Origin of the sequence: Natrialba magadii ATCC 43099 (assembly GCF_000025625.1) — an archaeon.
Lineage (GTDB): Archaea > Halobacteriota > Halobacteria > Halobacteriales > Natrialbaceae > Natrialba > Natrialba magadii.
The window spans coordinates 42,311-65,880 of record NC_013922.1 but is presented as its reverse complement, the minus strand read 5'-3'; the positions used below and the strand labels follow the sequence as shown (position 1 = coordinate 65,880).

Here is a 23,570-nt window from a genome sequence, read left to right as displayed (position 1 = left end):
GTAATAACGTGTGATAAATCCGTGGGTCCAGATTGCACGACGAACGGGAATGAGAAGCTTAAAGAAAGGCAGGCGACTACCGGAAAGTGAGCCCGGGTGGCTTAGCTGGACATAGCGCCGCACTCATAGGGTTCAGAGATTCGGTGCGGTTTCGCCTTGGAAGCCTCCGTGTCCCCACGAGGACTCTGCCGAGCCTCGGACCTGGGACATGCGGAGATCGAGGGTTCGGAGCCCTCCCCGGGCATAAAACTATTTGTTCCGGTGCCCAAGAAAAAGGGTACGGGAGTACGTTCCACCCACAATTCTATTTCCAGATCTGGGACTGAATACCTGTCCTCCACAGAACTGGTTATATATGCCCCAGAAATAAGAAATTTGAGGGGTTTAGTCCCTCTGTGGTACGCCACACGAACCGGTGGTGTTGGGTATCCACACGAACCACGCGAACCGGTGGTGTCCCGGCAGTCTGGAAATAGAATCGCCACCGCTCACGGGGTGGTTCGATGAAGGCCGTCGGGCTCGCTTACCACGAGTATTCGGCCAACTACCTGTTTGAGCAATACGGGCTCCAGCCGTTCTTTGCAGCCGACAGACGAGTGAAGGACGGGGGCGGGTCACAGGTTGCCGCGTTCCAGAACGACGGGGAACAATGGGTAGTGAAGCTGTATTACCAAGATAGCGGTATCGCCCATCCCGGTGAGGACGATGACGGAGATATTCAGCCAGGCGCGACGAACCCACAGGGAACCGAGTTCTGGATTGAGGAAATGCGTGAGTTCCGGCTGTCTGTTGCCCGCCACACCGACGAAGATCCGGCGGGACAGCAGTCCTTCAACGCGCACCTCGCTCCCCGCTGGCAGGGCATGCAGACCGAAAACAAGTGGGGTGAGAAATCCGAGTTCTCCGTCCCTGACGGAACTGATGAGCGACCGGTCCACGAAGCGGTGAACATCAAAATCAACGGGTCGAACATCGCTTTCGAGCGGTACGAGGAACTGCTACGAGAAGCCGCTGAAGCCGTGGGAATCCACCGCAGGTACTTCGAGGACTACCATCCTCACTCGAACACGCAGGACGCCGAACGGTACGTACGCCTGCTTGATGAGCGCAGTGGTCCGGTCCACGCCCGTGACGGGCCAATCGCGTCACTCGGCCACTTGCTTGAAAACGACCGTAGTGGCTACAGAAAACTCGTACAGAACGACCGGGATGAGAAGGGCCGGAACGTGAAGGGATACTACCACACGGCTACTCTCGGACCTCAGCGCGTTACTGAGGTGTTCCCGTCCCACACCTTCCCGAGAGAAGTGAAACACTACTACAGCCGCGAGTCCGCCAGCATGTCCAGTTCGCGGGCACTGGCACATCCGAAAGTCGGAGCGAGTTATCAGGTGAACCTGTGGGATGAGAAAATCGGTGTCAGTCCCGACGAACTTGAAGAACTCACGCGGCAGCTTGACGAGACGGTGCTGTCCGTACTGGCCGAGGCCGGTATCCCGATCCACCCCGGAGACGACGAACAGGGTGACGGGGACAGCAACGGTCCCGGGCGGGGCCTTTATGGGCCGTTCGTTGCGGATGACTACTTCGACCCCACCCAAGAACAGGATCGTAACGTCGTCTCGCTGGACCTGACGCAGATCCGAAGTTCTCAGGAATCGGTCGTTATCAAACACCTCGCTGACGGACTCAGCCCCGTAGAATGGGAGTCTCTGGAATATCTGGTAACAGACGGTGGCGACGTTTCACCTGCCGACATAGCCGAGGCAAATGACCGCCACGTAGATAGCGTGAGGCGAGCGCTGAACCGCATCCCTGAACTCGTAGAGGCTGAGTATGGGTCTGTCTCGCTCCGGTCGAATCACATCGCTGAGATGGTCCACGAGTCCGTACAAGAGGCGAAGGACGCCACTCGTCGCGCTGTGGAAGCCGGGGCGAAAGCGATTGAGGCCAGCAAGCGCGGTATAGACGAGACAACCAGCGCGTTGGTAGCGTGGTGCGCAAAACACGGAATCGACGTAGACGACCGGCAGGACGCCCGTCTGAAGCTCCGAATGCGTGGCATCCGGAACGTCAGTGCCCGGATTGAGGAAGCGTACCGGTTGTGGTGTGACGCCGGAAAGGATCCGGCTCGGTTCCGGGGCGGACAGGTAGACCTTGGTGAGCGCGGCGTAGCTACGGTCTGGCACTACCTGTAGCGGCCCGCCCGGTGAGAGGCATCACTATCAAACACTCTTATTTTCACTTATTTCTGCGTGTAATACCTGGTTCTACCCCCTCGCCGCGCCCCGCGAGGGGCGGGCCGGTTGGCCCCCGTCCCGCACCCACGCGGGGAATCCCGACCGCCCCGGTCGGGATCCCCGTTAGGAGTGTGGCTAAGGCCACACCATCAAAATACACCACACCGCTGCGCGCCGCAGGCGCGCAAAAACGCACCCCCGTAGGGACCACGCGAAACTTTGGCGCTTCTCATTTTAGATCCGTCAAAAGGTTATACAAAGATAGATTATCGTTCTACAGTGAAATAGGATACCAATAATGAGTCTAAGACTAATCTCTGCGCTTCAGACGGCCTATAGCAAGATTACGGAATTTATCGAGGAACATGGGTTCGTAGCTGGACTTTTGACTGGTATACTCTTGACATTTGTCATAACCCCTCTCCTCACACCAATTTTTGTTCCTATTGGGGATGCTGTTGGTGTATACAATTCACCAGTGATAGAAATTGAGCATGAAGTCGGGGATCCGGATTATCGTGAGGGTGATGAGATTGAGTTGTTGGACAATCTAAGTTGGGAAAGTAGCTATGTGACATACCAAGTCCAATTCACCAATAAGGGCGATGCAACCGCCGAGAATATCGAGGCAGAAGTCCATCTACCCGGTTGTTTGGTTAAAAATTCTGAACTGGGGACCTCAGAAGGTGTATCTGTCCGCGATCCAATCCTACCCAGAGAAGAGGAAATCAAGGAAAATGGTGATAGCAGAGAATATTGTTCACAAACGGTGAATATTGGAGAGTTGGACCCGGGTACGGACGCAACTGTTGCTTTTGTAGTGGACACCGATGTTCTCTCCGAGGATACACGATATTATGGACTGAACACAAATCTTCCAGTCAAAACCGATTACATGTGGGAATCACAAGGCGTGTATCTTGAAGATAGTACTATTCAACAGTCCGAAGAGTATGAAGTGAAAGAAGATATAATTGAAAATGCGGGAGATAACTACGACGAATATATTTATGCACTCTATTATTTTGAAGATCTAACATGGTGTGCATATCAACCCCGCGAGAACGTTCATGAAGACGCAGAAGGCTTTCTTATTTCTGAGGAAGACAATGGTGAACCGGGAGATCCCTGTCCAATTTTGGATGAACACTCACCAGCGTATAACGACTAATCATTTCTCTACACCGGATCATTGAACGACCGGCTGAACCTCAAACATTGGGGATCCGTCGCTCTCGTAGAAAGGGAATCAGACCATTTCGTTCCAGTTGAGTTAGGGCTTGATCCTTGCGGCGCGGGAGAGTCGCGATCAATCCATTCCACATTGACGCGCGTTTGTACCACAGAGTGCTGTCTAATTTCAGTTCCAGAGAGGTGATATACCCTCTATTTCTGGGGGACGTGACCACTTTCTGGCCGCCGTATGGCCTAATTACAACCATTACCGTCATTTCGCCCCTTCTATCTAGAAACTCACCCGCAACTATCCCCACCTCACATAGTGGCGACGATCGAATTGCTTCACAGTGAGCGGTTTACTGGAAAACGCTTTGACGATGAATCCCCACAGTTCACCGTCTCCTTATAAATGAATCCAGAATCTGCCGCTCCACTTTTCCAGTTGGTGAGGTTCTGGAAAATGTTTCGATCATCACGGACTGGAATATATGATGATCCACATCATGGCATAGAAAAGACAATATACTATGACTATCGCTATACCCATAGGAAGGCACGCATAGACAACAGAACCATAGATCCATTTGCTGATTATATGATTAAAATAGAAACAAAAAGAAATATGATGGATCGGTATGGTGTAGGAGTCTTCTTCTTCTATATTGCTATCCTTCTGCCCATCTCCGTGCTGGTATCTTATAATCTATATCCAAATGCTATAACAAACATTGCCGAACCAGCCGAACCAACCTTTTACCCAGAATCTCTTCTTTTGATGATCAATTTGGTCGGATTTTCATTCATAATATTGGTTTTTGTAATTCAGAATGCAACTCAAAGTTTCTCATCAAATCTTTCAGAGGAAGTTTTAAACGACAACTATTTAAGATTTATTGTCATACTATTCTTAGTTTTCACTACATTCAATATTACATCAATATATTTTGGACTTTCAGGCTTAGCTACGTTGATAAGTTATAGTTCAGCAATAGCATCCCTAATGTTGCTATTATCACTTACACTGATAGTCGCTCACTACTTAGATGTGTCAAATATTCTATCGAAAAGGAAAGACAGGAATATAGAAAAAATAGATAGAGAGAGACTATTTAAGCCACCAGAAATAGAAAAAGAGGATGAGCATCAAGAATTGATCAATGAAACATCTTTCTACAGAAACATTGGTTTGGAAGCAGTTGAAAATAATGAATATGATGTAGCAGACACTTGTATAGACTGTTTAGAAGATTACGGAACAAACTATTTAGATATCGTTGAAACACCCGTGGAAAAAGAGTTTGTAAGACATCTAAATGATCAATATTACTTTTTTATTCACGACTTAGGTGACGAATATTCTCATCAAAAGAATCTTGAAACATTAGTTGATTCATTAGGCCATCTGTCCAGGGAAACGTATAAAAATACCAAAGACAGTCGTCAGACTTTGCTCTGGTTAAATTCCTTGAAAGAGGTTTTCGAGATCACGGAAGATGGCTTGGATCGGACTGATGCCTATGGGACCTCAATTCGAGAAATCAATCGGACCATCTTATTGTACTTAAATGATGATGATCCACACGGTTTCGGAACATATGGTGCGTTGACAACACCTTTAGAAGAAATCGTTAGCACGTCCGTCGAAAAATCAGGCAATTCTGCAGCCATTCAAATTTCCCTCGCACAATTTGAATGGCAACTGATCACAATTATAAATAATATCAGTACTGAGAATCGTTTATATTCTGACCAGGTTATTGAGAATGTACTGAATGCAATGGTCAACATCCATTCTCTGAGCAAGGATTCAGATGTTGTCGCTAACGATCTTGTTTTGGCATCCTACTTTAGATTGAACTCACTTATGGCAAATATAAGGTACTATGGGATATATGGGTTAGATCCAAATCACGCGGCTCTAATTAGTAGCATTACATCAGAGCCACCAGCAGAGGCAAAGATAGCTCAAAAAGATAAGCCCGAATTTTCAAACCCACGTACTGAACGAGAGTTATTAACAATAATGATGGTTCTCGGATCACTAGTACGGGAGGTGACAAACCAATTTTCAGATACTAACTATTATGACTTTTACTCTGGCTATCCAGAGTTGCTATTCATATGCTCTTATGATTTAGATGGAATGGTCAACGATGATGTGGGAATCATCAACGTTGAAAAGCAATTAACAGAGTATTTTTGTGACTCTTTAAGAGAAGAAATTGGCATAAATAATGGTTCTCGCCCTAGGGCGACTATCATTGACCAGTTGTCCAACTATCTCGTCATTCTATACTATACCCATCTGGAAGACGATGACCGGTTATTTTATAATTTAATATATTTCGCGAAACTTTATTCGGAAATAAGGGAGGAGTATAGCCAAGAGGAGGCAAAGTGGCTATACAGGCATTTGAAATTATTCGGGGCTCTAATCCATAATCGCCCTCAACTGAACAAGAGCAGAACGTTACTCAATCAGCTCTTAGCCCATGATTTTTACGAACCTAACCACACACACAGTCAAATCATGACATCAGCGCTGTCTAATAAGGGATATCCAGATTTAGATGGCATGACCGGATACCCCCTTTCAGCTAATCAAGTTTGGTCACAGGAGCAGCAGATGATAAATCAGAAATTCAAAATGTACTTACAAAACAGGTGTGACCGATATCACAAATACTTAAAAAGAGAGCAGAAATGGATTTGATCATCAAGCGGTCTTAGCTGAGAACCTGATTAATATTTAGCCAATTATCTCTACCTAGTCTGTCTGTGCTTAACTATATCTTCTGGATGAATAGCTTCATTGTACACTTGTGGTAATCGGTCAGGTGCAGGGATACAATCTACTTCATATTCATTTCCATCCTGAAAGGCAAATACCTGAATCACATCCCCATATGTCATCGGATCAGATGAGAGTTCGCTGATTTTAACTTTAGCTACGTCATCGTCTGATTCTATATCACTCGGTTCAACACGCGTTAAGACATCAGATCCCATTCGTAACTCTACAGCATCTGCGTTGCCAATCTCAATACGAGCCGGTATCTGATATTTTACCTCATCATCTTTTAAAGGGAAACCCATAAAGGTGAGATCGACATTTACATTCGGACACTCTTCTGGATTCGATGTCCCATATGGTTGTGGTCGGAAATGGAAACTTGAAGCATTATTTTCTAACATCGCTTCTGCTCCATCTGGAAAGATACTGTGCATAGAATCAGTAAGGCTCATCTGACCTTTTGGTGTGAATGTCCCCTCCAAGATTTTTCGCCGTCTTTCTTCCTCAAGGGGATTTTGATAAACAATATTTACTTCCCACCGTACCGCACGAGTGCCTGTGACTTTTAGGGCTGCAACAGCCGAAGAGAACGGCACAGTAAGATCAGAAAAGGTTCCCTTCCCTTCAAGTTCCGTCCCGACAATACCCATGAAACTTGCTTTCTCACCACTCTCTAAATTTGCAGGTTGAAAGTCAGTCTTCTCTTCGTCCGATAATCGGTATAGCGGTCGGCGGAAAACCTTCGTCTCATAAACATCATTAGAGCATTCCACGACAGATTCTAACTGTAAGTTATCTGCAAATCCATTTCCAAAGTTCTCAAGATCAATACGCACTAACCCTTCAGACCATTCCTCCCACACGCTACGTCGAATTGCAGGCTTGTGATCCGCTCTTAATAGTTTAGACTGTCTGTTTTGAATGACAGTCTGTCTGAAATATAGTACTACGAGTAACGCGCTAAGAATGGAAGTTAGTATAATTCCGACCGCTTCTATGCCGATTGATCCAAACAATATATAGGATGCATTAACAAGGATGACAACTCCAAAAACAAAAAGGAAGATAATCCTATTTATATTGCTTTGTAATGATTCTGATTGGATGATATCATCATTCATTATCTATTTTCTCGCCACACATCCATTATAAATAATGCGATGAGAAAACAGCTGCTCAAAAGTGGACAGTAGTTATTTGTGTCATTAGCTAGTCAGTGACCATATGCCAAGTGATACCTCTATTCCCGTAGAGAGTGAAGTTTTAGAACTTGTTCGCTCCCAGAAACGCGGGGGAGAAGACTACAACACCCTTCTAAGAAAGATGGTCGCTCAGTACGATCCCAATGTGCAAACGGATCCAGCACAGACTCGGAAAGAGTCAATCACCCAGTGAAAGAACGGGCCAAAATCCACTGGAAAACGCTTTTACGATAAATTCAGGAAAAGGCTATTTTGTGTCACAGTTATATAAAACCGGAACCATAGTTGACGGATTCTGTACCACAGAATTATGGCGTTGTGGTACTCCTAACCATCGATTCCACGGGGTTAGCGGTCGTTAAGTTTTTAGCAAAGGCAGCAGATGTACCACTCGACAGAAGTGAAAGTACGGTCGGAGAAAGCCCGACCGATGACAACCCCGCTGAGTGGCGTGATTTCCACCCAGCGATTCCTTGGACGGGTTGTTGGTGTTGTCTCGGTAGTGGATTCTCTTTCCGGTGGCTTAGGTCTTACGACTGACGCACCGGCTGACACTTGCACCGAATACGAGTCCTCCCCCACAGAAGGGCCCCTTACCTCTGTTTCCATATTCGAAGTGGCGTCACGGGAACGGGGTGATATGGATGAGTAATCCGAACTACTCGCTTACTGATGATCCCGAACGCTATGTTCAGAATAACCGGGACCGATTACTCAATGTCCTGAAAAACGGCGATGACGAATTTACCCGGGCCGTCGTATGGGCGATTCTGGACGAATACGGCGATGATGTGACGTTAGAAGAGCTCCAGCTTGAATTGGATCGGTTGCAACGGAGGGATCTGGATGGGAACTAACCCGTCAGTCGTCGCTGTCAGCCGCGTCTGCCATCCGTTTGGCGCGGGCGATGAGTTCGGGTCGATCCTCCAGAAACGCAATGATTTCCTGTCGCGTTTCCACTTCCTCCAAGAGCTTCGGGTTCTCTTTGAGGATCTTGAGGGTATCTCGGCTAATCTCCCGTTGTTCGCGCTGGATTCGTTCGACAGCTCCAGGTTCGAGGATCTGTCCGCACCACGCGCACTGATCCTTGTGACGCGGCGTCTTTCGAGTACATCGCGGGCACTCTATCGGAACAAGCGGGTCCGGTTCGTCCTCTTGGACTTCCGCCCCGTATGCCTTCGCTATCTCACGTTCACTTTCCCCGCTGAAGATAGCGATATACCTGCTAGCTACGCTACTCCCCTGTTTCCAGCCCATGTGAGCTTCCAAATTCGCCTGGTTCACGTTTTGGCTGGCGAGGTAACTGGCGCAACTTTTTCGGAAGTTCGACAGCGTTGTAGGCCGTGTGACCCCGGCTCGGTCAGCCGCTGTTTCGAGGATCTTTCGGAACATCCGATCACTGATCGGTTCGGGCGTTGTCAGCTTGCACCACAGCGGCGCATCACGGTCGTCAGGATCAGGATGGTCCTCGAGCCACCGTTGGAGGTGAGGGACCGCAAGAATCAGCGTGGGCGACCTCTGGCCGCGTTTTCCGTCCACCGTGACCTGCATCCCGTAATTGCTGTCCGTCACGTCTCCGATGGAGATGTCTTGGAGCTCGTACGGACGCGCTCCGAGGTTCCACGCCGTGGCGATGAGCGCGGCGTCACGCGAGTTCCGCGTTTCGTCGATCATCGGAACGATTTCCTCATCCCATCGAAGCATGTTACTCGGATCCGGCTTCGGGTTGTAGTCGCTCGAATATGTACTGGGTATCCAGTCGATGCTGTCCGGCTTTCCCTCGCCGTCGGTGGTGTGTTCACCGAACATTCGGAGGGCTATCCGGTAGTCACGGTTCGATTCCTCGTTTTCGTATGTCCGGTTGATGTATCGAACGACCTGTTCGGCCGAATCCCGGTTATCCAGCGCGTCAGCGAGCCCACCGACAGCTTCGGCCAGACGGACACAGTTTCCGAGGAGCTTCTTATGGCGAGCATCACCGTACTCGGAGCGCAACAGGTCCATCCTGTTACTGAACTTTATCAGTGCCTCACCGTCTTCGTTGGAGATCTCGTCGGAAGTACGCGCCCGTTCACGCAGATTCTCTATCTGCGAACGGTAGTCACGGTTCGACATACCCCGGTAGATACCTTCCTATTATATATGGGCATCGGAACCATTTGTTCGAGCCCCTCCCCGGGCATTTGTAACGACACCACAGGTCGAAGACGAGTGGTAACGCCGGGACTGGTAGTAGAGTGTTACATTCGATAAGAGCGGTGGCGCTGACACATTGTCCCGCTCGCTCAGAACCCAGGTCTCTGAAGAGACTGCAGGGAACGAGCGAGAGTGCGAACTGATCGGTTCGGGGTTGTCTGCCAGGCGTCAGACGCACGGCAGCCATCCGTCAGAAAACCATCATCGGATTTATGTGTGGTCGTGTGGCAGGGTGGTGCATGGGGACGGGGATTGACCCGAGTCAAAACGTTATCCAGCAGATTGCAGCGATCGAAGGACTCGAGCCGACAGAGCTCGAGCCACCGCTGTACGAAGTGATAGACCCGAGTGCACTCGATGTGTTGGTCCGATCGACAACGCGGGCCACGGCCATCGGTGCACGGCCTGACGCAGAGGCCGGAACGGGAACGGGAACAGGAACAGGAACTGGGATGACCACTGAAACAGGTACCGACACAGAAACAGGGACTGGGACAGCATATACGCCCACCGAGGGACTCTCGCAGATTGTGTTTGTCTATCGTGGACATCGAGTTCGCGTCGACGGAACTGGTGCCGTCGAGATTACGCCACGGCAATATCCAGAATCGGGATCAAATCCGACGGAGGATGCCGACGCCCAGAGCGATTGACCGCTGGCGGAAACAGCGGCCGTGATCACCGTGGTGTTGCCAGACAGGTTCACCACGAAGTGAGTAGCGGCTGCTACCGAGCTACAGCTACCGAGCTACAGCTACCGAGCCACAGCTACTAAGCTACAGCTATCGAGCCATAGATACCGAGCTACAGCTACCAAAGCAGATTGGTGAGTAAAAGCCGGGACAGGTACACCGGGCAGCGATTACGATTCGACTCGGATCGTCCCATCTGCGGTCACAGTGACCAGACAGTCGTTGTATTCGAACGTGACAGACCCCTCGTTTCTGAGCCCGTTCGCACGCGGCTCGAACAGTCGCTCGAGTGCATCGGCGTTGATGGCGTAGTGAAGTGGTTCGAGCTCGGTCGCGTCTGCGTTGCAAACAGTGGCAACAGCGGTCGCGATCGCGACGCTCAGTGGCTCGTCGTCAAGTCGGTCGTACTGTACGGTATACTCCCCTGTCGCTACTGGTGATTGTGAAGTCATCTCAATCTCAGTCATTACTGCTGACCCCCGCTTTCCGTGGAAGGCAGTTCTTCCTTCACGGTTGGTTGTAAAGAGCCTGCTCGTTAACTGTGTAACTACACCGATCTCCGCTGGTTAAACAGTTAACCATCCCCTGTCGAAAACACGTCATCGAACAGTGTCCCGAAGAGTTTGGCCTCCGACGCGCGAACGTGTTTATGAAACGCCGGTGAGGAAATGTCGAGTGAGTCTGCGATCTCTTCACCGGTCGTTTCACGCGGCCAATCGAAGAACCCACCGTGGTAGGCCGTCTGGACGACCTCGCGCTGGCGCTCGGTCAGCTGGTTCAACAGCACACGTCGACTGGCCGCATCGAGTGCCACCGGCGTCTCTGCAGGCTGGTCGCGTCGGGCGATCATCGTGGCGTCGATCCCGTTTCGGTTGAGTCCCGAGATAATGTCGCGAATCTCGACAGCGTCGGAGACGCCGAGTCGGGCCCGCGTTGGCTCGGCCGCCGCAGCAGAGACCGATCGAAGCGTGCCACCCTGTGCATCGACGACCGAGCCGATAAAGGGAGTGACAATCCGGAGCTGGAGAAGCGTCTTCCCTTCTGAACGGGCGATGACGGAGCTATCGACGATACCCGTGATGGACGTCAACTCGTCTGTATCGAAGCGATCAGCCGCCGTTCCCGATACAGTAGCGTCGTCCTCAGCTGCGGTATCCACGGACACGAAGACGACCGTCTCGTCCGTTCCAGCCGTCGCGCCCTCGAGTTCGACCGCCGCGTCGAGGTGAGTCGCGAGGGCACCGAAAAGCGAGCCACGGTCGATCTCGAGTTCGACTTCGGTACGGGTGTCGTCGGTAGCGGCGCGTCTGCGTTTGACGGCGTCGATCGAGTAGGCGATCGTCTCACCGAGTTCGGTGAGCATCTCGCGGAATCGATCGTCGAAGGCGTTCCGGTCGTCGGCGTAGAGCGAGAGCACGCCGTAGAGGAAATCGTCGTAGACGAGTGGAACCGCGTACACCGACTGGAACGTCTGCGAGAGAGCTTCGGCGCGCCAGTCGCCATCGTGGACGGCGTCTGCGATATTGTCGACAGCGGTGGGTGTCCGCGTGCGTGCGGTTCGGCCCGACGGCTCGGCGGCCGAGTTGTCGACTGTCGTCACGGTGATGGCGTCGAGATACCCGTAGTCGCGTCCAGCCTGGGCTCGCATGCGGAGTTCGTTCCCGCTCGGATCCGGCGCACCGATCCAGGCCATCGAGCAGCCGTCGAGTTCAGCGAGCCGGTCGCAAATTCCCTGCTCGATTTCGGATCGCGAATCGGCCATCAACAGCAGTTGTTCGATTTCCTGGCGGACACGGTTTGCCGCATTGAGGCGCTCTAGACGGTCGTTCTGTTGTTTCAGCTCGCGCTCGCGCTCGTGTAGCCGTCGCGTTCGGCCGATACGGTCGAGTGCCGCCTCCGCGGTACGGGCGAATAGCTGGGCCAGTTCGACCGTCTCGTCGTCGTACGTGTTCGGCTCGGCTGCAGTGGCGACGAGCACGCCGTGTTGGCCAAGCGGGACGAAGAGTGTACTTCTGACGTCAGTCTCAGAATCGTACACACCGCCAACCTCCGACACATCGTCGAAGACGGACGGCGTCTCCGAAACGAACGCCTCCCAGGAGAGACATTCACCCGGCTGGAGCCGTGGTGGCGGGCCAGCAAGGGATTCGAACGCGGTCGAGTAGGCGGCCCGGACGAGTTCGTTTTGCTGATCGTCAAACCGGTAGACGCAGGCATTGAGGTCGAGTACGTCAGCGGCAACGTCGACAATGTACTCACAGGCGGCCTGCTTCGATTCGACGGTGAGCAGGTGGCTCGTGGCGTCGTGAAGGCCATTGAGTGTCTCCTGATACTGGACGCGCTCGGTGACGTCGACAGCGGTGCCGATGATCCGTTCGATCTCGGATTGGTCATCGTCGGCTGGGCCGGAGACGGCCTCCCCGCTGCCCCTGTCGACTGTAATCGGCCGACACCAGGCGTCGAGTATCTGCCCGTCGACTTCGTTCTGGACGTGAATCGGGTAGCCCTCGAGTGCGGCGTGGAAATCGGCGCGGACCTTCGGGTCGTCGTCGAAGAGATCGAGGACGGACCGTCCGACGACTTCCTCCGGGACCGTATCGAGCCGCTCGAGTCCCTGCCCTTCGGCCAGCGTCACTGTCCCGTCGGGGTCGAGCGTAAAGAGGATGATCGGCGCGTTGTTGACGATTGCCTGCAGACGTTCAGTGCGGACCTCGAGTTTGCGTTCGCGCTCGATACGATCGGTCACGTCGCGGAAGTAGACGGAGACGCCGGTCGATGACGGATAGATTCGGGCCTCGATCCAGCGGTCGTAGGGACCGTAGTAGCGTTCGAGCGACCGCAGTTCCTGCTCCTCCATCGCCTCGAGTGCAGCTCGCTGGAAGTCAGTGCCGACCATCTCCGGAAAGACGTCCAGGATCGGTTCGCCGAGCAGTGTTTCCTTGTCGGCATCGAGCGTCGCTGCAGCCTGTTCGTTGACGTAGGTAAACCGCCAGTCGGCATCGAGGGCGAAGAACGCATCCGTCACGCGACGGAACGACTCGTCCAGTTCCCGTTCGACGCGGTGATACTCGGTGACGTCTCGGACTGAGACGACGATACCGTCGATCGGGTCGTCGTCGAGTCGGTTCGTTAGCGTCGCCTCGTAGACCCCCCAGGTTTCTGTATCCGCGCTGGTTCGACACCGGTACTCGACCGCCTCCGCCGATCCGATTTCGGCCGCTCTGACGGCTGCGATCGCGTCACGGACGTCGTCGGTATCGTCGGGGTGGACCTTGTCGAGGAAGTGGGTCCCACACAGTGTCTGCAAGTCGTCCGCGGTCGCACCGGTCGGCTCGTCTGCACTCGAGTCGTCTGCCGCCGACGGACTGACGTACGTGATTTCGCCCGTCTCGTCGAGGACGAACAACAGGTCAGCAGAGCGTTCGAGTAACGAGCGATACCACTCGCGCTGGGCCGTGACTGTCTCGGTCAGCGCGGCGAACTGGACCGTCCGCTGTAACCGGTGTTCGAGTTGGCGACGGGACTGCAGTATGGCTCGTGGAACGATCTCGAGTGGAGGTGGTGAGGGGACAGAAGGCTCGGCCGTCGCCGTGGTTGACGATGCCGGCTCTGCGGACTCGGTCTGTGATCCCGTCGTCGAATCCGTCGCGTCGGCTGTCTCACTGTCAAACGACAGTGAGATGTGCTCCGAGTCAGTGGCCGTTCGCTCGGAATCGTCGGGAGAGACGTAGAGGATGGGGTACTCGAGTGGGCCGGGTGTTTCAGGAGTTATGGGGGGTTCGGATGCCTCGAGTGCTTCAGCTGTTTCAGATGTTTCAGCTGTTTCAGATGTTTCAGCTGTTTCGGATGTTTCAGCTGTTTCGGATGTTTCGGATCTTTCAGGCGTGTTGGATACTTCGTTTGGGCCGGACATCTCGGATGGGTCGGATGGTGCAGAATCCACAGTTCCCTCGGGTGCCTCGAGGAGACCCATGTCCGAAAGTGAGTCAAGGTCGTCGGTGAGCAGGCAGTGTGGTGGTGGCTCGGTACTCGAGTCAGCGCTGACAGCCACGTCTGTCTCGGCCGCGGGCGAGATTACGGAGGCAACGTCGCTCGCTGCGAGTGTCTCCGAGACAGTCTCGCGCAGGGAGGTCGACCCGGTAACGAGGACGCGAATTGTGGAAGGGACACTGGACGACTGCACGGAAGGCTCGGCCTGAATGGCAGTCTCGAGCCAGTCGTTCATACCGCCACTGCGTCCAGCAGTACCAAAAGCTTCGCGCAGAATTATTTCCGACGTCTTCGGTTAGAAATGGTAATTTATTCTTTCCGTGCTCAGTAGCCGATTGCAGCGCCGTCTTTGCGCGGCTCTGTCGCCCCTGAAAGCGCGTCGCCGTTCTGACGGACGATCTGGGCACCGCCGAACATCACCGGCGGCAGGACGCCGACGTCGTGGCCCTTTCGAGCGAGTTTCGCCAGCGCTGGAAGTCGTTCCTCGACGCCCAGAGTACCGTCCTCGCGGTAGCGCCAGCGCGGCGCGTCGAGAGCGTCCTGCAGTGACATGTCGTAGTCGATCAGATTCGAGAGGACCTGAAGGTGGCCCTGTGGCTGCATGTAGCCGCCCATCACGCCGAAGGCGAGCCAGTCGTCCTCGTCGAGTTTCGCGATGGCGGGAACGAGCGTGTGGAACGGCCGTTTGCCGGCCTCCAGACTGTTCGGGTGGTCCGGATCGAGCGAGAACGACGCGCCGCGGTTCTGGAGCGCGATACCCGTTTCGCCCGCGACGAGACCGCTGCCGAAGCCGGCGAATCTGGAGTTGATGTAGGAGACAAGGTTGCCCTCGTCGTCCGCAACGGTCAGCAGTACGGTGTCGGCATCCTCAGCGTTCGCGTTCGGAACGCCGACTGCAGGGTCCTGAATCGGGGCGTCGCCGATCGCGTTCGCCCGCTCGCGCGCGTACGACTTGGATGCGAGCGGCGGGACCGTCTCGTACTCGGGGTCCGTGATGTAATGGTGGCCGTCGACGAACGCCAGTTTCATCGCCTCTGCGAAGGCGTGGATGCGCTCTGGCGAGTCGTAGTCGTACTCACCCGCGCCGATCTCCTCGGCGATATTGAGCGCCTCGAGTGCGATGAGTCCCTGATTGTTCGGCGGGAGTTCGTACACCGTCGCACCGTTGTACGTCGTCTCGACGGGGTCGATGAACTCTGGCTCGAAGGAAGCGAGGTCGTCGTGGCTCATAACCCCGCCAGCGTCCTGAATTTCCTCGACGATGGCGTCCGCGATCTCCCCCTCGTAGAAGGCGTCTGCCCCCTCGTCGGCGATTTGTTGCATCGACTCGCCGAGTTTCGGCAGGGTAACGACCTGCCCCGGCTCTGGGCTCTCGTCATCGAAGAGGTACGCCTCACGGGCGTTTTCGTCCGTGAATAGCTCCTCAGCACCGCTCCAGTGGCTGGCGATGATCGGCGAGACCGGATAGCCTTCCGTCGCGTAATGAATCGCCGGTTCGAGGACGTCGCCGAGCGTCTTCTGGCCGAGTTTCTCTACGGTCGCCTCCCAGCCGCGGGCCGTGCCGGGTACCGTGACCGCGTGAGGACCGAGGAAGGGCATCTCGAGTTCGTCTTCGTCGGTCTCACCGTCGACCGCGTAGCCGCGCGATTCGGGGTAGTACTGGCCCGGATCATCGGACTCGCGGAGGGACTCCCGAACCGTCTCAATCGACGTATCGGCCGGTGCGCCACCACAGGAGCGCATTGCACCAACTTCGCCGTCTGCGGTGCGATAGAGTGCAAACACGTCGCCGCCCAGACCCGTCGATGTCGGCTCGACGACGTTGAGCGCGGCCGCCGTCGCAACGGCTGCGTCGAAAGCGTTCCCGCCATCCTGTAGTATAGAGACGCCAGCTTGCGCTGCAAGCGGCTGACTGGTCGCAACCATCCCTCGTTTCGCGTACGCCGTCGACCGTTTCGAATCGAAGCGATCGAGATCGATTGAGTCGTTCACAGTGGTCACAACCGACACACTGACGTGAACCACCAAAAGTACTGGTGGCTGTGTCAAAGGACGTTCTGTCAGCTGTTGAACGGAATGAAGCGTATCGTGAACTGTATCCGGCTGCTATCGGCCCTCGTCGAACAGGGGTTCGTGTATGGCGCGGTAGCCGTCGTCGATCGGTTCCGTCTCGACGACCTCACGGAAGAGCAGTTCCCGTTCCATCTTGGTCACTACGGACGTATCGTAGTGAACTGCGTCGTACGATGGCTCCTTGCCCTCCGCACGGCGCTGCTCGACGAACTCGCGGTGGCGCTCGAGACGCGCTTGCCCAACGGAGCGCGAAAGCGATGGCACCCGCTCGACTCGCTCGTCGAAGACGTCACGGAACCCGGTCTCGAGTTCCTGTCCGATCGAGTGGCGCCCGGCACACATCGCGGCCAGCGTCGTCGTCCCGGTTCCCCAGAAGGGGTCGAGCACTGTATCGCCATACGCGGAGTACATCGTGATGAGCCGGTAGGGGATCTCGAACGGGTAGGCAGCGGAACGGTCTCGAAGATCGGTGTCCTGGCCGCTCCGCTCGGTATTGTCGGGCTGTTCGAGGTGCTGTAACTCACCCTTCACGTCGGTCCAGACGTCCGAAAACCAGTTGTTTCGTTCCTCCCAGAAGTACGCCGCCTCGTAGCGACGGTCTGCGCCGGGTTCGAAGGAGCGACTCTCGCCGCCGTTGCGAAAGAGCAGCACGTACTCGTGTTCGAGCGTCACGTAGGCGTTCGGTGGCAGCGTCCCGCTGCCCATGAACTTCGCGGCGCTGTTCGTCGGCTTTCGCCAGAGCACGTCCGGCAACGGATCGAAGCCGCGCGACTCGAACGCCTCGAGTACCCGCGCGTGATTCGAGAAGACGCGAAAGCTCCCGTCGACCGATCGGGTCGCGTCGCCGACGTTGATACAGGCGATGCCGCCGTCGACGAGCACTCGCTCGACCTCGTCCCAGACGCGATCGAGCTGGGCGTGCATCGCCTCGAACGCCCGACGACCCGCGCCGGACTCGAGTGCGTCGCCGATGGCGGGGTCGAGCTCGGTGAAGAGGTCGTCCCACATTTCGATCATGGGGTACGGCGGGGACGTGACGACGAGTTCGACGGTGTCATCGCCGACTGCGGCGAGGTCACGAGAGTCACCGACGAAGACGCGGTGGGTCGTCTCCATTGGCTTCACACTGTCGGCGTCGGCCCCTTAGCTCCTTCGTCAACGCTTCGGTGTGATCGTTCGCGCTGCGTGCCAGTCGACAGACGGGGACGGGGGGTGACAGTGACAGGAATTCGGGAAGTATCGAGAGCGAAAGCGAGCGCAAAAACAAGAACGGAAACACGGAGGCTACCGAGAGAGCGACAGGCGACGATCGTTACTCGTCGTCTTCATCGTCGTCCGCAGCGTCTGCTTCGTCCTCATCCTCGTCCTCCGGTTCGTCTGCTTCTGCGTCCGTCTCTTCGTCCGCATCGCCAGTCTCCGCTTCGTCTGCCACCTCGGCAACGTCCTCGAGTTCATCCTCCGCTTTCTCCGCCAGATCAGTCGCCGGTTCGAACTCCTCGATCGGCTCCCACTCCTCCTCGTCGCTCGCAAACCGTCGCCGGAGATAGGCCACTCCAGCGACTGCTGCGACCAGCAGGACGAGCCGCATGATGCCACTCGAACCCCCCTCATCGGTTGCCTCGTCGTCCGAATCGGTCACCTCCTCGACAGTCTCTGTCGTTTCCTCGACCGCCCCCTCCGCCTCGTCGTCCGATTCCATCACGTCCTCGATCATGTCCGGTTCGTCGACGTCCGAGAGTGGAGTCTCCTCGAGTGATGTCGACTCGCGACCGGCAAGAAAGCCGAGTGCGGCCCCCAGCCCGAACGTGCCGGCGGCGACTGCGAGCGAGCGCTGGTCCTGTGAGCCGTCCGCCTCATCAACAGCTTCGAGAATCGACTCACGCATGGACGAATCCAGTCCCATTCCGACGGCTTCCTTGACGACTAACTCAGAGAGTGTCCTGTCCTGTTGTTCTGACTCGGGCATAATCCGGCACGACTACACCACTGTACATAATTCTGTGGACCGTTTTTCACGTCCCGCGTGCGGGAAAAACAGGTAACCAGCACCTACCCATCGGACAGGCCACAGTATGACACTGCTACCACCCACTCCCGGTTGCGCAACAATCACCCCTGAGGACACTGAGAGACCGGGTTACGCGTTCACAGCCGCCTGAGTATGGTAGTCAAAGACATCGTTCGTCGCTGCCGGTCGTGTGGGAGTTCCTACTCGAGTGCAACGGACGAGCAGTAATCATCGGATAACGAAACCCACCCGGGTAAAAATGGTGTGTGTGGGTACTGTGAGCGTGATTCGACATCCTGGCGTCCTCGGTCGTACGACCCGGCGACGGCTCGTCGGAATGACCGCTGCGCTGACGATTGCGATCGTCGAAGCGCTCGCTGTCGGTCTCTGGTTTGGACTCGTCGTTGGCTCAGGAACGACGGCGGCAGCCTTACTGGGGCTCGGAATCCTCCTCTGTGGCTCGTTTCTCAGGGCCGGCATTTTCGATTCGACCGTTAGCGACACACGCTCGGCGGTCTATCTTCGACGCGGAAGCACCGCGATTACACTCGCCGCCGGGTGGGTCAGTTGGCTACTCATCGCCGAGTTCCTTGCCGGACCGACCGGCCTCATCGTCGCAACGGTGTTCCTGACTGGCCTCCTCACCACGCAGTTCTGTTTCGAGCGCCGCCTTTTCCAGCCGGACGTTCCCCCTCTTTCTTCGTTCGGTCCTGTGCTCTCCGCAGCCCTGCTCGCAATCGGGGCCTCGACGCTACTCGCGACCGCCTGGTTCGCTGACTGGACGAACGGACCGCCGCTGGTTGAACTCGAGATTGCGTCTGTCGTCGTCCTGATCGAAGCAGTACAGGTTGCAGCGCTTGCGTTCGTCTGCTGTGCCTTCCTCGCGCATCAATACAGGGTACAGCAGCTGCTCGATTCGAGCGTTTGAACGGAATCCTGCGGACGCGCGAGGAGTTCGAGGCAGGAGAGCCAAGAGAGTCAAGAGAGCCAGATCACTCGAACAAGGCGTACCGATCGCGACCGATTAGTCGTCGCGATCAGTATTAGGTCTCGATTCGTTCGGACGTGAGATGGGTGTTCTCTCTGTACATGACCGCCACCACCGTCGGGTCGCGATCACTGTGTGAACTGGACTCATCGATCGCGTCAATCGTCGTCGTATCGCCCTCGGAGACGGTTTCGTACTCGTCCCAGCCGACCGGATCGAGCCGTGTCGGTTCGACGATAACGCCCAAATCGTCAGCGTCGATGGCATCACCGCCACCGTGTTCGACGGTTACCTCGTCGGTGTCTGCGTCGTACTCGATGTCGAACTCGACAGTCGGGACGACGACGTGACTCCGGACCGACCGCGGTTCGTCAGGCACGACCCACTGGACGGTGAGCTCGGTTCCGGCATCGAACGAACCGAGCTCGAGTTCGTCACCAACAGTCAATGTCTCGTGGCGATCCGCGGGCTGGGTCTCGGCTGGTTCGCCATCGACCAGAAGTTCGAAGGAATCGGCGTCTCGGTCCGTTTGCTCGCGGTAGACGGCAACGAGTCCATCTTCGCGGTCATCGAAGTGGAACGACCGGTTCGGCTCCGGTGTGAAGTGGAAGAGAGAGCGCCGAGAAGAGTGGTTTTCACCCTCCTGAACTACCATGACGGTGATTCTGTCCTCGATTGCGACGTCCTCGAGAACGATGCTATCGCCATCGGTCAACGTCTCGTACGCCTGCTCGAAGCGATTGGCGTCTGCATCGGTAGGACCGTCCTGTCTGTGGGTGACCGAGAGGAACGACGGATCTGCAGGCTGACTGCCAGTGTAGACAAGTTCGACCTCACGTGCATCGTGGTCGTACTCCGCGTCGAGCAGGTCGCGGCCAGCAGTTGTGCGACCGATACTGTATTCCGTCTCCTCTGGGCCCTCCCAGACGAGTTCGACTTGCACGAACGGCTCGGACTCGACCGTGACGCTGTCGCCGGGCTCGAACGTGTCGTACTCATCGGCTGGCTGTACGGCCATCGGATCGTCACCTGCCCGTAACTTGAGTTCGTCAGCGTCGATCGCAACGCCTTCGACGTGGTCGATCGTGACGGTTCCATCGCCGTCGTCGTACGTGAGGTCCACGCGAGCGTTCGGTCGGACGACCCGTTCTGCGACAACCGCGGGCTCGTCGGGTTCGAGCCACTCGACGACGATGTGCGTGCCGTGGTCTACCTCGCCGAGTTCGATGGCATCGCCATCCGACAGCGTCTCGGTCACGTCGGTGAACTGGGTCGCTGCCGGTTCGTCGTCGGCCAGCACGCGGAATTCATCGGCGTCGCGGTCCTGGTCGTCCCGGTATCTTGCGGTGACAGTTTCGCCGTGACTGGAGAGGAACATCCGGGGTGGCCGGATCCGATAGGAGGCAAGCGACCGTTGTCCCCTGTTCGGATTGGCTGGCACCGCCAGGTCGAGCGAGACCCGATCGCCCAGCGTGACGTCTTCGACCGTGATCGTCTCGCCCGCCGTCAACGAGCGCAGGCCCTCGACCGCCGATCGATCGGTGCTCGCACCATCGTCCGTCCGGTGAACCAGTTCGAGGAGTTCGGGATCGGCCTCACGCTCACCAGTGTAGGTAATCTCGACCGTGTCAGCATCGTAGTCGTGGGTCGTCTCGAACGACTCCCTGCCGACCGTGGTCGTTCCGTAGTAGTAATAGACGTCTTCGTCCTCGTCGAACCAGCGCAGTCCGACGTCGGCGATCGGTCCCGTCTCGAGTTCGAAGGTATCTCCCTCCGCAAATCTCGTGTACTCGTCGGCGAGCTGGTCGTCGGCGAGGTCGCCGTTCTGCCACACCTCGAGCATGTCGGCATCGATCGATTCACCGTCAGTGTGTTCGAACGTCGCGACACCCTCGTCGGCGTTCGAACGGACACGAACGGTTGCGTCAGGTGCGGCGTCACGGTCCCGCTCTGGTGGTTGTTCGACGACCGCGTCGACGTGGATGAAGGCGTCCGAACGGTCGATCGACGCCTCGAGGACCTCGCCCTCTTCGAGTTGCCGGAGTTGTTCGTGGACCCACTCGTCGTCGACATCGGCCGCACTTGAGGACAGGTGAAACACGTAGCCATTTTCGAGCGTGGAATCGTCGCTGCGAATGCCGTGTGGAGATTCGAGACCGATGCCGACCGCGTCGACCACCTCGGTGTCGAGTCCGGGAGGTGAAACTTCAGACGCGTCCGGGACGATGGTAACGTACGACATCGAATCGAGGTGTTCGACCATCGTCTTGATGACGTCGGAATCAGAGAGAACGGACGCCTCGTCTCCGTTTGCTGTCGCGATGGCTGCGTCGATGGTGTCGTCGCTGTCGTCACCGAGTGCGATGACCAGTTTTCCATCGGCGGCTGCGAGCGGGTCGCCATTGACCTCGCCGACGGCCCAGCCCTCAGTTTCGTTGTCACCGATCTCGGGCTGCTCGAACGAGCCAGTGATCGCGGCCAGTTGCATTTCGTCGCCGATGACCAGAGCGGTTTCAGCGACCTCGTCGGCGTCGATTTCGTCGAACTCGTCGACGGCACCGTGGACGCCAGGGTAGCCAGGCTCTGATTCCTGGCCGTCAACACGCGAGTAGACGATGTGTCGAACGGACGTCTCGATGGTCGATTCTGCGGGAACCAGTTCAAAAACGGACTCGATGTCAGACGGGAGAGACACCTGACTGCCGGGAGCGCTGTCCGTCGCTGCACCGGTGTACCCGGAGAGGGCGATGGCTGCGACGGTACCGCTTCCGGCAAGTAGTTCACGTCTTCGCATACGCAGGCTATTTCTAATCTTCCCCCTTTAATCTATTGGAAATGTAAACTGTATTTGAGTCCAATAATACGTAGCCCTCACAAACGTGTCACTCGTGCGCTGTGTCGGTCGAAAAAGCGGGCGAAGCCGAGTTCGGTCGGCGTTAGCGGCGAAGTCGTGCAACAGTGTCTGCGCCGTCGCCGTCGAACTCGACTAACTCGTCGTCTGCGAGGTCCGAAAGGAGTCCGCGGAGCCACTCGCGACCGAACTCACCGTCAGGCGTGTAGTCGACGCGGATCCGGTGACCGAGTGTATCGAGTTCGAGTTCGTCGTATTCCTTGAGTGTCGAGATGATTCGTCCACGGAACTGGCGACGACTCCCCTCGAAACTGGGCTGCGTCGGGACGTCAGGTGCGGTAAAGTCGCCGCTGGCGTAGGCCGAACACCACTCGCGCCACGGACAGCCAGCCTCGTCACACGAGGGCGTCTGCTCGCAGGCGACACCACCGAGTTCCATGATCGCGTTGTTCCAGACCCGGGAACGACCATCGGGCATGAGGTCGGTCGCCACCTCCTCGAACGCCGCGTCGTCGTCCGGGACATCGAACGCGCGATAGAGGACGCGCTTGACGTTCGTATCGACGACGGCGTCGCCGTTGTTGAACGCGAAACTGGCGACGGCGTTTGCCGTGTAGGGGCCGACGCCCATCAGCTCCTGTAGTTCGTCGGGCGTCTCGGGAAACGTTCCGCCGTACTCCGTTTCGACCTGCGCCGCGGCCTCGTGGAGGTACTTCGCACGGTTGTTGTACCCGAGGCTGTGACCCGTCCAGAAGCCAACGACGTCGGCCCGGTCGGCGGCCTCGAGATCGGCCGTCGACGGCCAGCGCTCGAGGAACTCCTCCCAGGCCTCGACGACGCGACCGAGCTGGGTCTGCTGGCTCATCACCTCACTGACGAGGATTTCGTAGGGGTCGTCGGTCCGCCGCCAGGGGAAATCACGATGGTCGTCTTCGTACCACGCGATCAGCGCGTCGCGGACGGACTCACAGTCATCGGGGAGGCTCGACGACTGTGCCGCCTCCGTATCGGTCATCGGTCTGGGTTAGGCGTTCCAAGGTTTAGGGCTAGTGATCTCCGGCGCTCGGGGTGGACGCGTTGGGCTGGTGCACAGTCAGCCAAACGGCGGGTACCCAAATAGACAAGGGCAAATCTTTAGAACCGATAGTGCTGAATGCTCACATGCACCGGGGCAAGGTTGCCGGCACCGGATACAGGAACAGTTTCCGGCGAACGTTTCCAACCAGTACTGACCCCTGGTGCAGTGACGCTTCGCACAGCGATACTGGGCACACCCGCGCCACAGCGACTCGCGAACGCGAGACTCAACGGCGGGCACGATCACGACTCCAGGTCGGCTGTCACCACCGACGTGGAC

General features: G+C 56.2%; 15 protein-coding genes and 1 tRNA gene. 7 read left to right on the top strand and 9 right to left on the bottom strand.

The features are described from left to right. Nucleotides 1-90 precede the first annotated feature (90 nt). The 4 genes from NMAG_RS00285 (at nucleotide 91) to NMAG_RS21390 (ending at nucleotide 6,132) form a co-directional block, all read left to right on the top strand. Nucleotides 91-244: transfer RNA gene (locus tag NMAG_RS00285), tRNA-Met, on the top strand. A gap of 259 nt (nucleotides 245-503) precedes the next feature. Continuing rightward, nucleotides 504-2,198: a DUF7845 domain-containing protein gene (locus tag NMAG_RS00280; protein ID WP_004267044.1), complete on the top strand. Its 1,695-nt coding sequence runs from the start codon at nucleotides 504-506 to the stop codon at nucleotides 2,196-2,198. 340 nt (nucleotides 2,199-2,538) lie between these two features. After that, nucleotides 2,539-3,411: a hypothetical protein gene (locus NMAG_RS00275; protein ID WP_004267043.1), complete on the top strand. Its 873-nt coding sequence runs from the start codon at nucleotides 2,539-2,541 to the stop codon at nucleotides 3,409-3,411. 417 nt (nucleotides 3,412-3,828) lie between these two features. After that, entirely contained in the window at nucleotides 3,829-6,132 is a 2,304-nt protein-coding gene (locus NMAG_RS21390; protein WP_148221893.1) for a hypothetical protein, read from the top strand. A 50-nt stretch (nucleotides 6,133-6,182) separates the two neighbouring features. Here the strand turns inward: NMAG_RS21390 and NMAG_RS20675 are convergent, their stop codons facing one another. Continuing rightward, a complete protein-coding gene (locus tag NMAG_RS20675; protein ID WP_004267039.1) occupies nucleotides 6,183-7,334 on the bottom strand; it encodes a hypothetical protein in 1,152 nt (383 codons plus the stop codon). A 725-nt stretch (nucleotides 7,335-8,059) separates the two neighbouring features. Here NMAG_RS20675 and NMAG_RS00265 point away from each other — a divergent pair. Beyond that, a complete protein-coding gene (locus tag NMAG_RS00265; protein ID WP_004267038.1) occupies nucleotides 8,060-8,272 on the top strand; it encodes a hypothetical protein in 213 nt (70 codons plus the stop codon). A 4-nt stretch (nucleotides 8,273-8,276) separates the two neighbouring features. Here NMAG_RS00265 and NMAG_RS00260 read toward each other — a convergent pair whose 3' ends face one another. Continuing rightward, nucleotides 8,277-9,530 carry a tyrosine-type recombinase/integrase gene (locus tag NMAG_RS00260; protein WP_004267037.1) on the bottom strand — a complete coding sequence of 418 codons (1,254 nt, stop codon included), beginning with the start codon at nucleotides 9,528-9,530 and terminating at the stop codon, nucleotides 8,277-8,279. Between the two features lie 320 nt (nucleotides 9,531-9,850). Here NMAG_RS00260 and NMAG_RS00255 point away from each other — a divergent pair, with 320 nt between their 5' ends. After that, a complete protein-coding gene (locus NMAG_RS00255) occupies nucleotides 9,851-10,264 on the top strand; it encodes a HalOD1 output domain-containing protein (RefSeq protein ID WP_004267036.1) in 414 nt (137 codons plus the stop codon). A 209-nt stretch (nucleotides 10,265-10,473) separates the two neighbouring features. Here the strand turns inward: NMAG_RS00255 and NMAG_RS00250 are convergent, their stop codons facing one another. The 5 genes from NMAG_RS00250 to NMAG_RS00230 form a co-directional block, all read right to left on the bottom strand. After that, entirely contained in the window at nucleotides 10,474-10,770 is a 297-nt protein-coding gene (locus NMAG_RS00250; RefSeq protein WP_004267035.1) for a HalOD1 output domain-containing protein, read from the bottom strand. Nucleotides 10,771-10,877: 107 nt separating this feature from the next. Further along, nucleotides 10,878-14,528, bottom strand: a complete 3,651-nt coding sequence (locus NMAG_RS00245; RefSeq protein ID WP_004267033.1) for a GAF domain-containing protein — start codon at nucleotides 14,526-14,528, stop codon at nucleotides 10,878-10,880. Between the two features lie 89 nt (nucleotides 14,529-14,617). Then, complete coding sequence (ggt, locus tag NMAG_RS00240; RefSeq protein WP_049916070.1) at nucleotides 14,618-16,285, bottom strand: gamma-glutamyltransferase; 1,668 nt, start codon at nucleotides 16,283-16,285, stop codon at nucleotides 14,618-14,620. A gap of 114 nt (nucleotides 16,286-16,399) precedes the next feature. Beyond that, on the bottom strand, nucleotides 16,400-17,482 hold the full coding sequence (locus NMAG_RS00235; protein ID WP_004267031.1) for a DNA-methyltransferase: 1,083 nt from the start codon (nucleotides 17,480-17,482) through the stop codon (nucleotides 16,400-16,402). A 196-nt stretch (nucleotides 17,483-17,678) separates the two neighbouring features. Next, entirely contained in the window at nucleotides 17,679-18,332 is a 654-nt protein-coding gene (locus tag NMAG_RS00230) for a hypothetical protein (protein WP_004267030.1), read from the bottom strand. 319 nt (nucleotides 18,333-18,651) lie between these two features. Between NMAG_RS00230 and NMAG_RS00225 the strand changes: the two genes are divergently transcribed. Then, nucleotides 18,652-19,302 (top strand): hypothetical protein, encoded by a 651-nt coding sequence (locus NMAG_RS00225; protein WP_069673584.1) that lies wholly within the window; start codon nucleotides 18,652-18,654, stop codon nucleotides 19,300-19,302. 115 nt (nucleotides 19,303-19,417) lie between these two features. Here the strand turns inward: NMAG_RS00225 and NMAG_RS00220 are convergent, their stop codons facing one another. Continuing rightward, nucleotides 19,418-22,156 carry a type IV pilin N-terminal domain-containing protein gene (locus NMAG_RS00220; protein ID WP_004267028.1) on the bottom strand — a complete coding sequence of 913 codons (2,739 nt, stop codon included), beginning with the start codon at nucleotides 22,154-22,156 and terminating at the stop codon, nucleotides 19,418-19,420. A gap of 142 nt (nucleotides 22,157-22,298) precedes the next feature. Then, a complete protein-coding gene (locus NMAG_RS00215; RefSeq protein WP_004267027.1) occupies nucleotides 22,299-23,228 on the bottom strand; it encodes an HhH-GPD family protein in 930 nt (309 codons plus the stop codon). Nucleotides 23,229-23,570 lie beyond the last annotated feature (342 nt).

Coding starts and splice junctions, on each gene's coding strand:
- NMAG_RS00280 (WP_004267044.1), top strand. CDS start 504: ATGAAGGCCGTCGGGCTCGCTTACCACGAGTATTCGGCCAACTACCTG.
- NMAG_RS00275 (WP_004267043.1), top strand. CDS start 2,539: ATGAGTCTAAGACTAATCTCTGCGCTTCAGACGGCCTATAGCAAGATT.
- NMAG_RS21390 (WP_148221893.1), top strand. CDS start 3,829: ATGAATCCAGAATCTGCCGCTCCACTTTTCCAGTTGGTGAGGTTCTGG.
- NMAG_RS20675 (WP_004267039.1), bottom strand. CDS start 7,334: ATGAATGATGATATCATCCAATCAGAATCATTACAAAGCAATATAAAT.
- NMAG_RS00265 (WP_004267038.1), top strand. CDS start 8,060: ATGAGTAATCCGAACTACTCGCTTACTGATGATCCCGAACGCTATGTT.
- NMAG_RS00260 (WP_004267037.1), bottom strand. CDS start 9,530: ATGTCGAACCGTGACTACCGTTCGCAGATAGAGAATCTGCGTGAACGG.
- NMAG_RS00255 (WP_004267036.1), top strand. CDS start 9,851: ATGGGGACGGGGATTGACCCGAGTCAAAACGTTATCCAGCAGATTGCA.
- NMAG_RS00250 (WP_004267035.1), bottom strand. CDS start 10,770: ATGACTGAGATTGAGATGACTTCACAATCACCAGTAGCGACAGGGGAG.
- NMAG_RS00245 (WP_004267033.1), bottom strand. CDS start 14,528: ATGAACGACTGGCTCGAGACTGCCATTCAGGCCGAGCCTTCCGTGCAG.
- NMAG_RS00235 (WP_004267031.1), bottom strand. CDS start 17,482: ATGGAGACGACCCACCGCGTCTTCGTCGGTGACTCTCGTGACCTCGCC.
- NMAG_RS00230 (WP_004267030.1), bottom strand. CDS start 18,332: ATGCCCGAGTCAGAACAACAGGACAGGACACTCTCTGAGTTAGTCGTC.
- NMAG_RS00220 (WP_004267028.1), bottom strand. CDS start 22,156: ATGCGAAGACGTGAACTACTTGCCGGAAGCGGTACCGTCGCAGCCATC.
- NMAG_RS00215 (WP_004267027.1), bottom strand. CDS start 23,228: ATGACCGATACGGAGGCGGCACAGTCGTCGAGCCTCCCCGATGACTGT.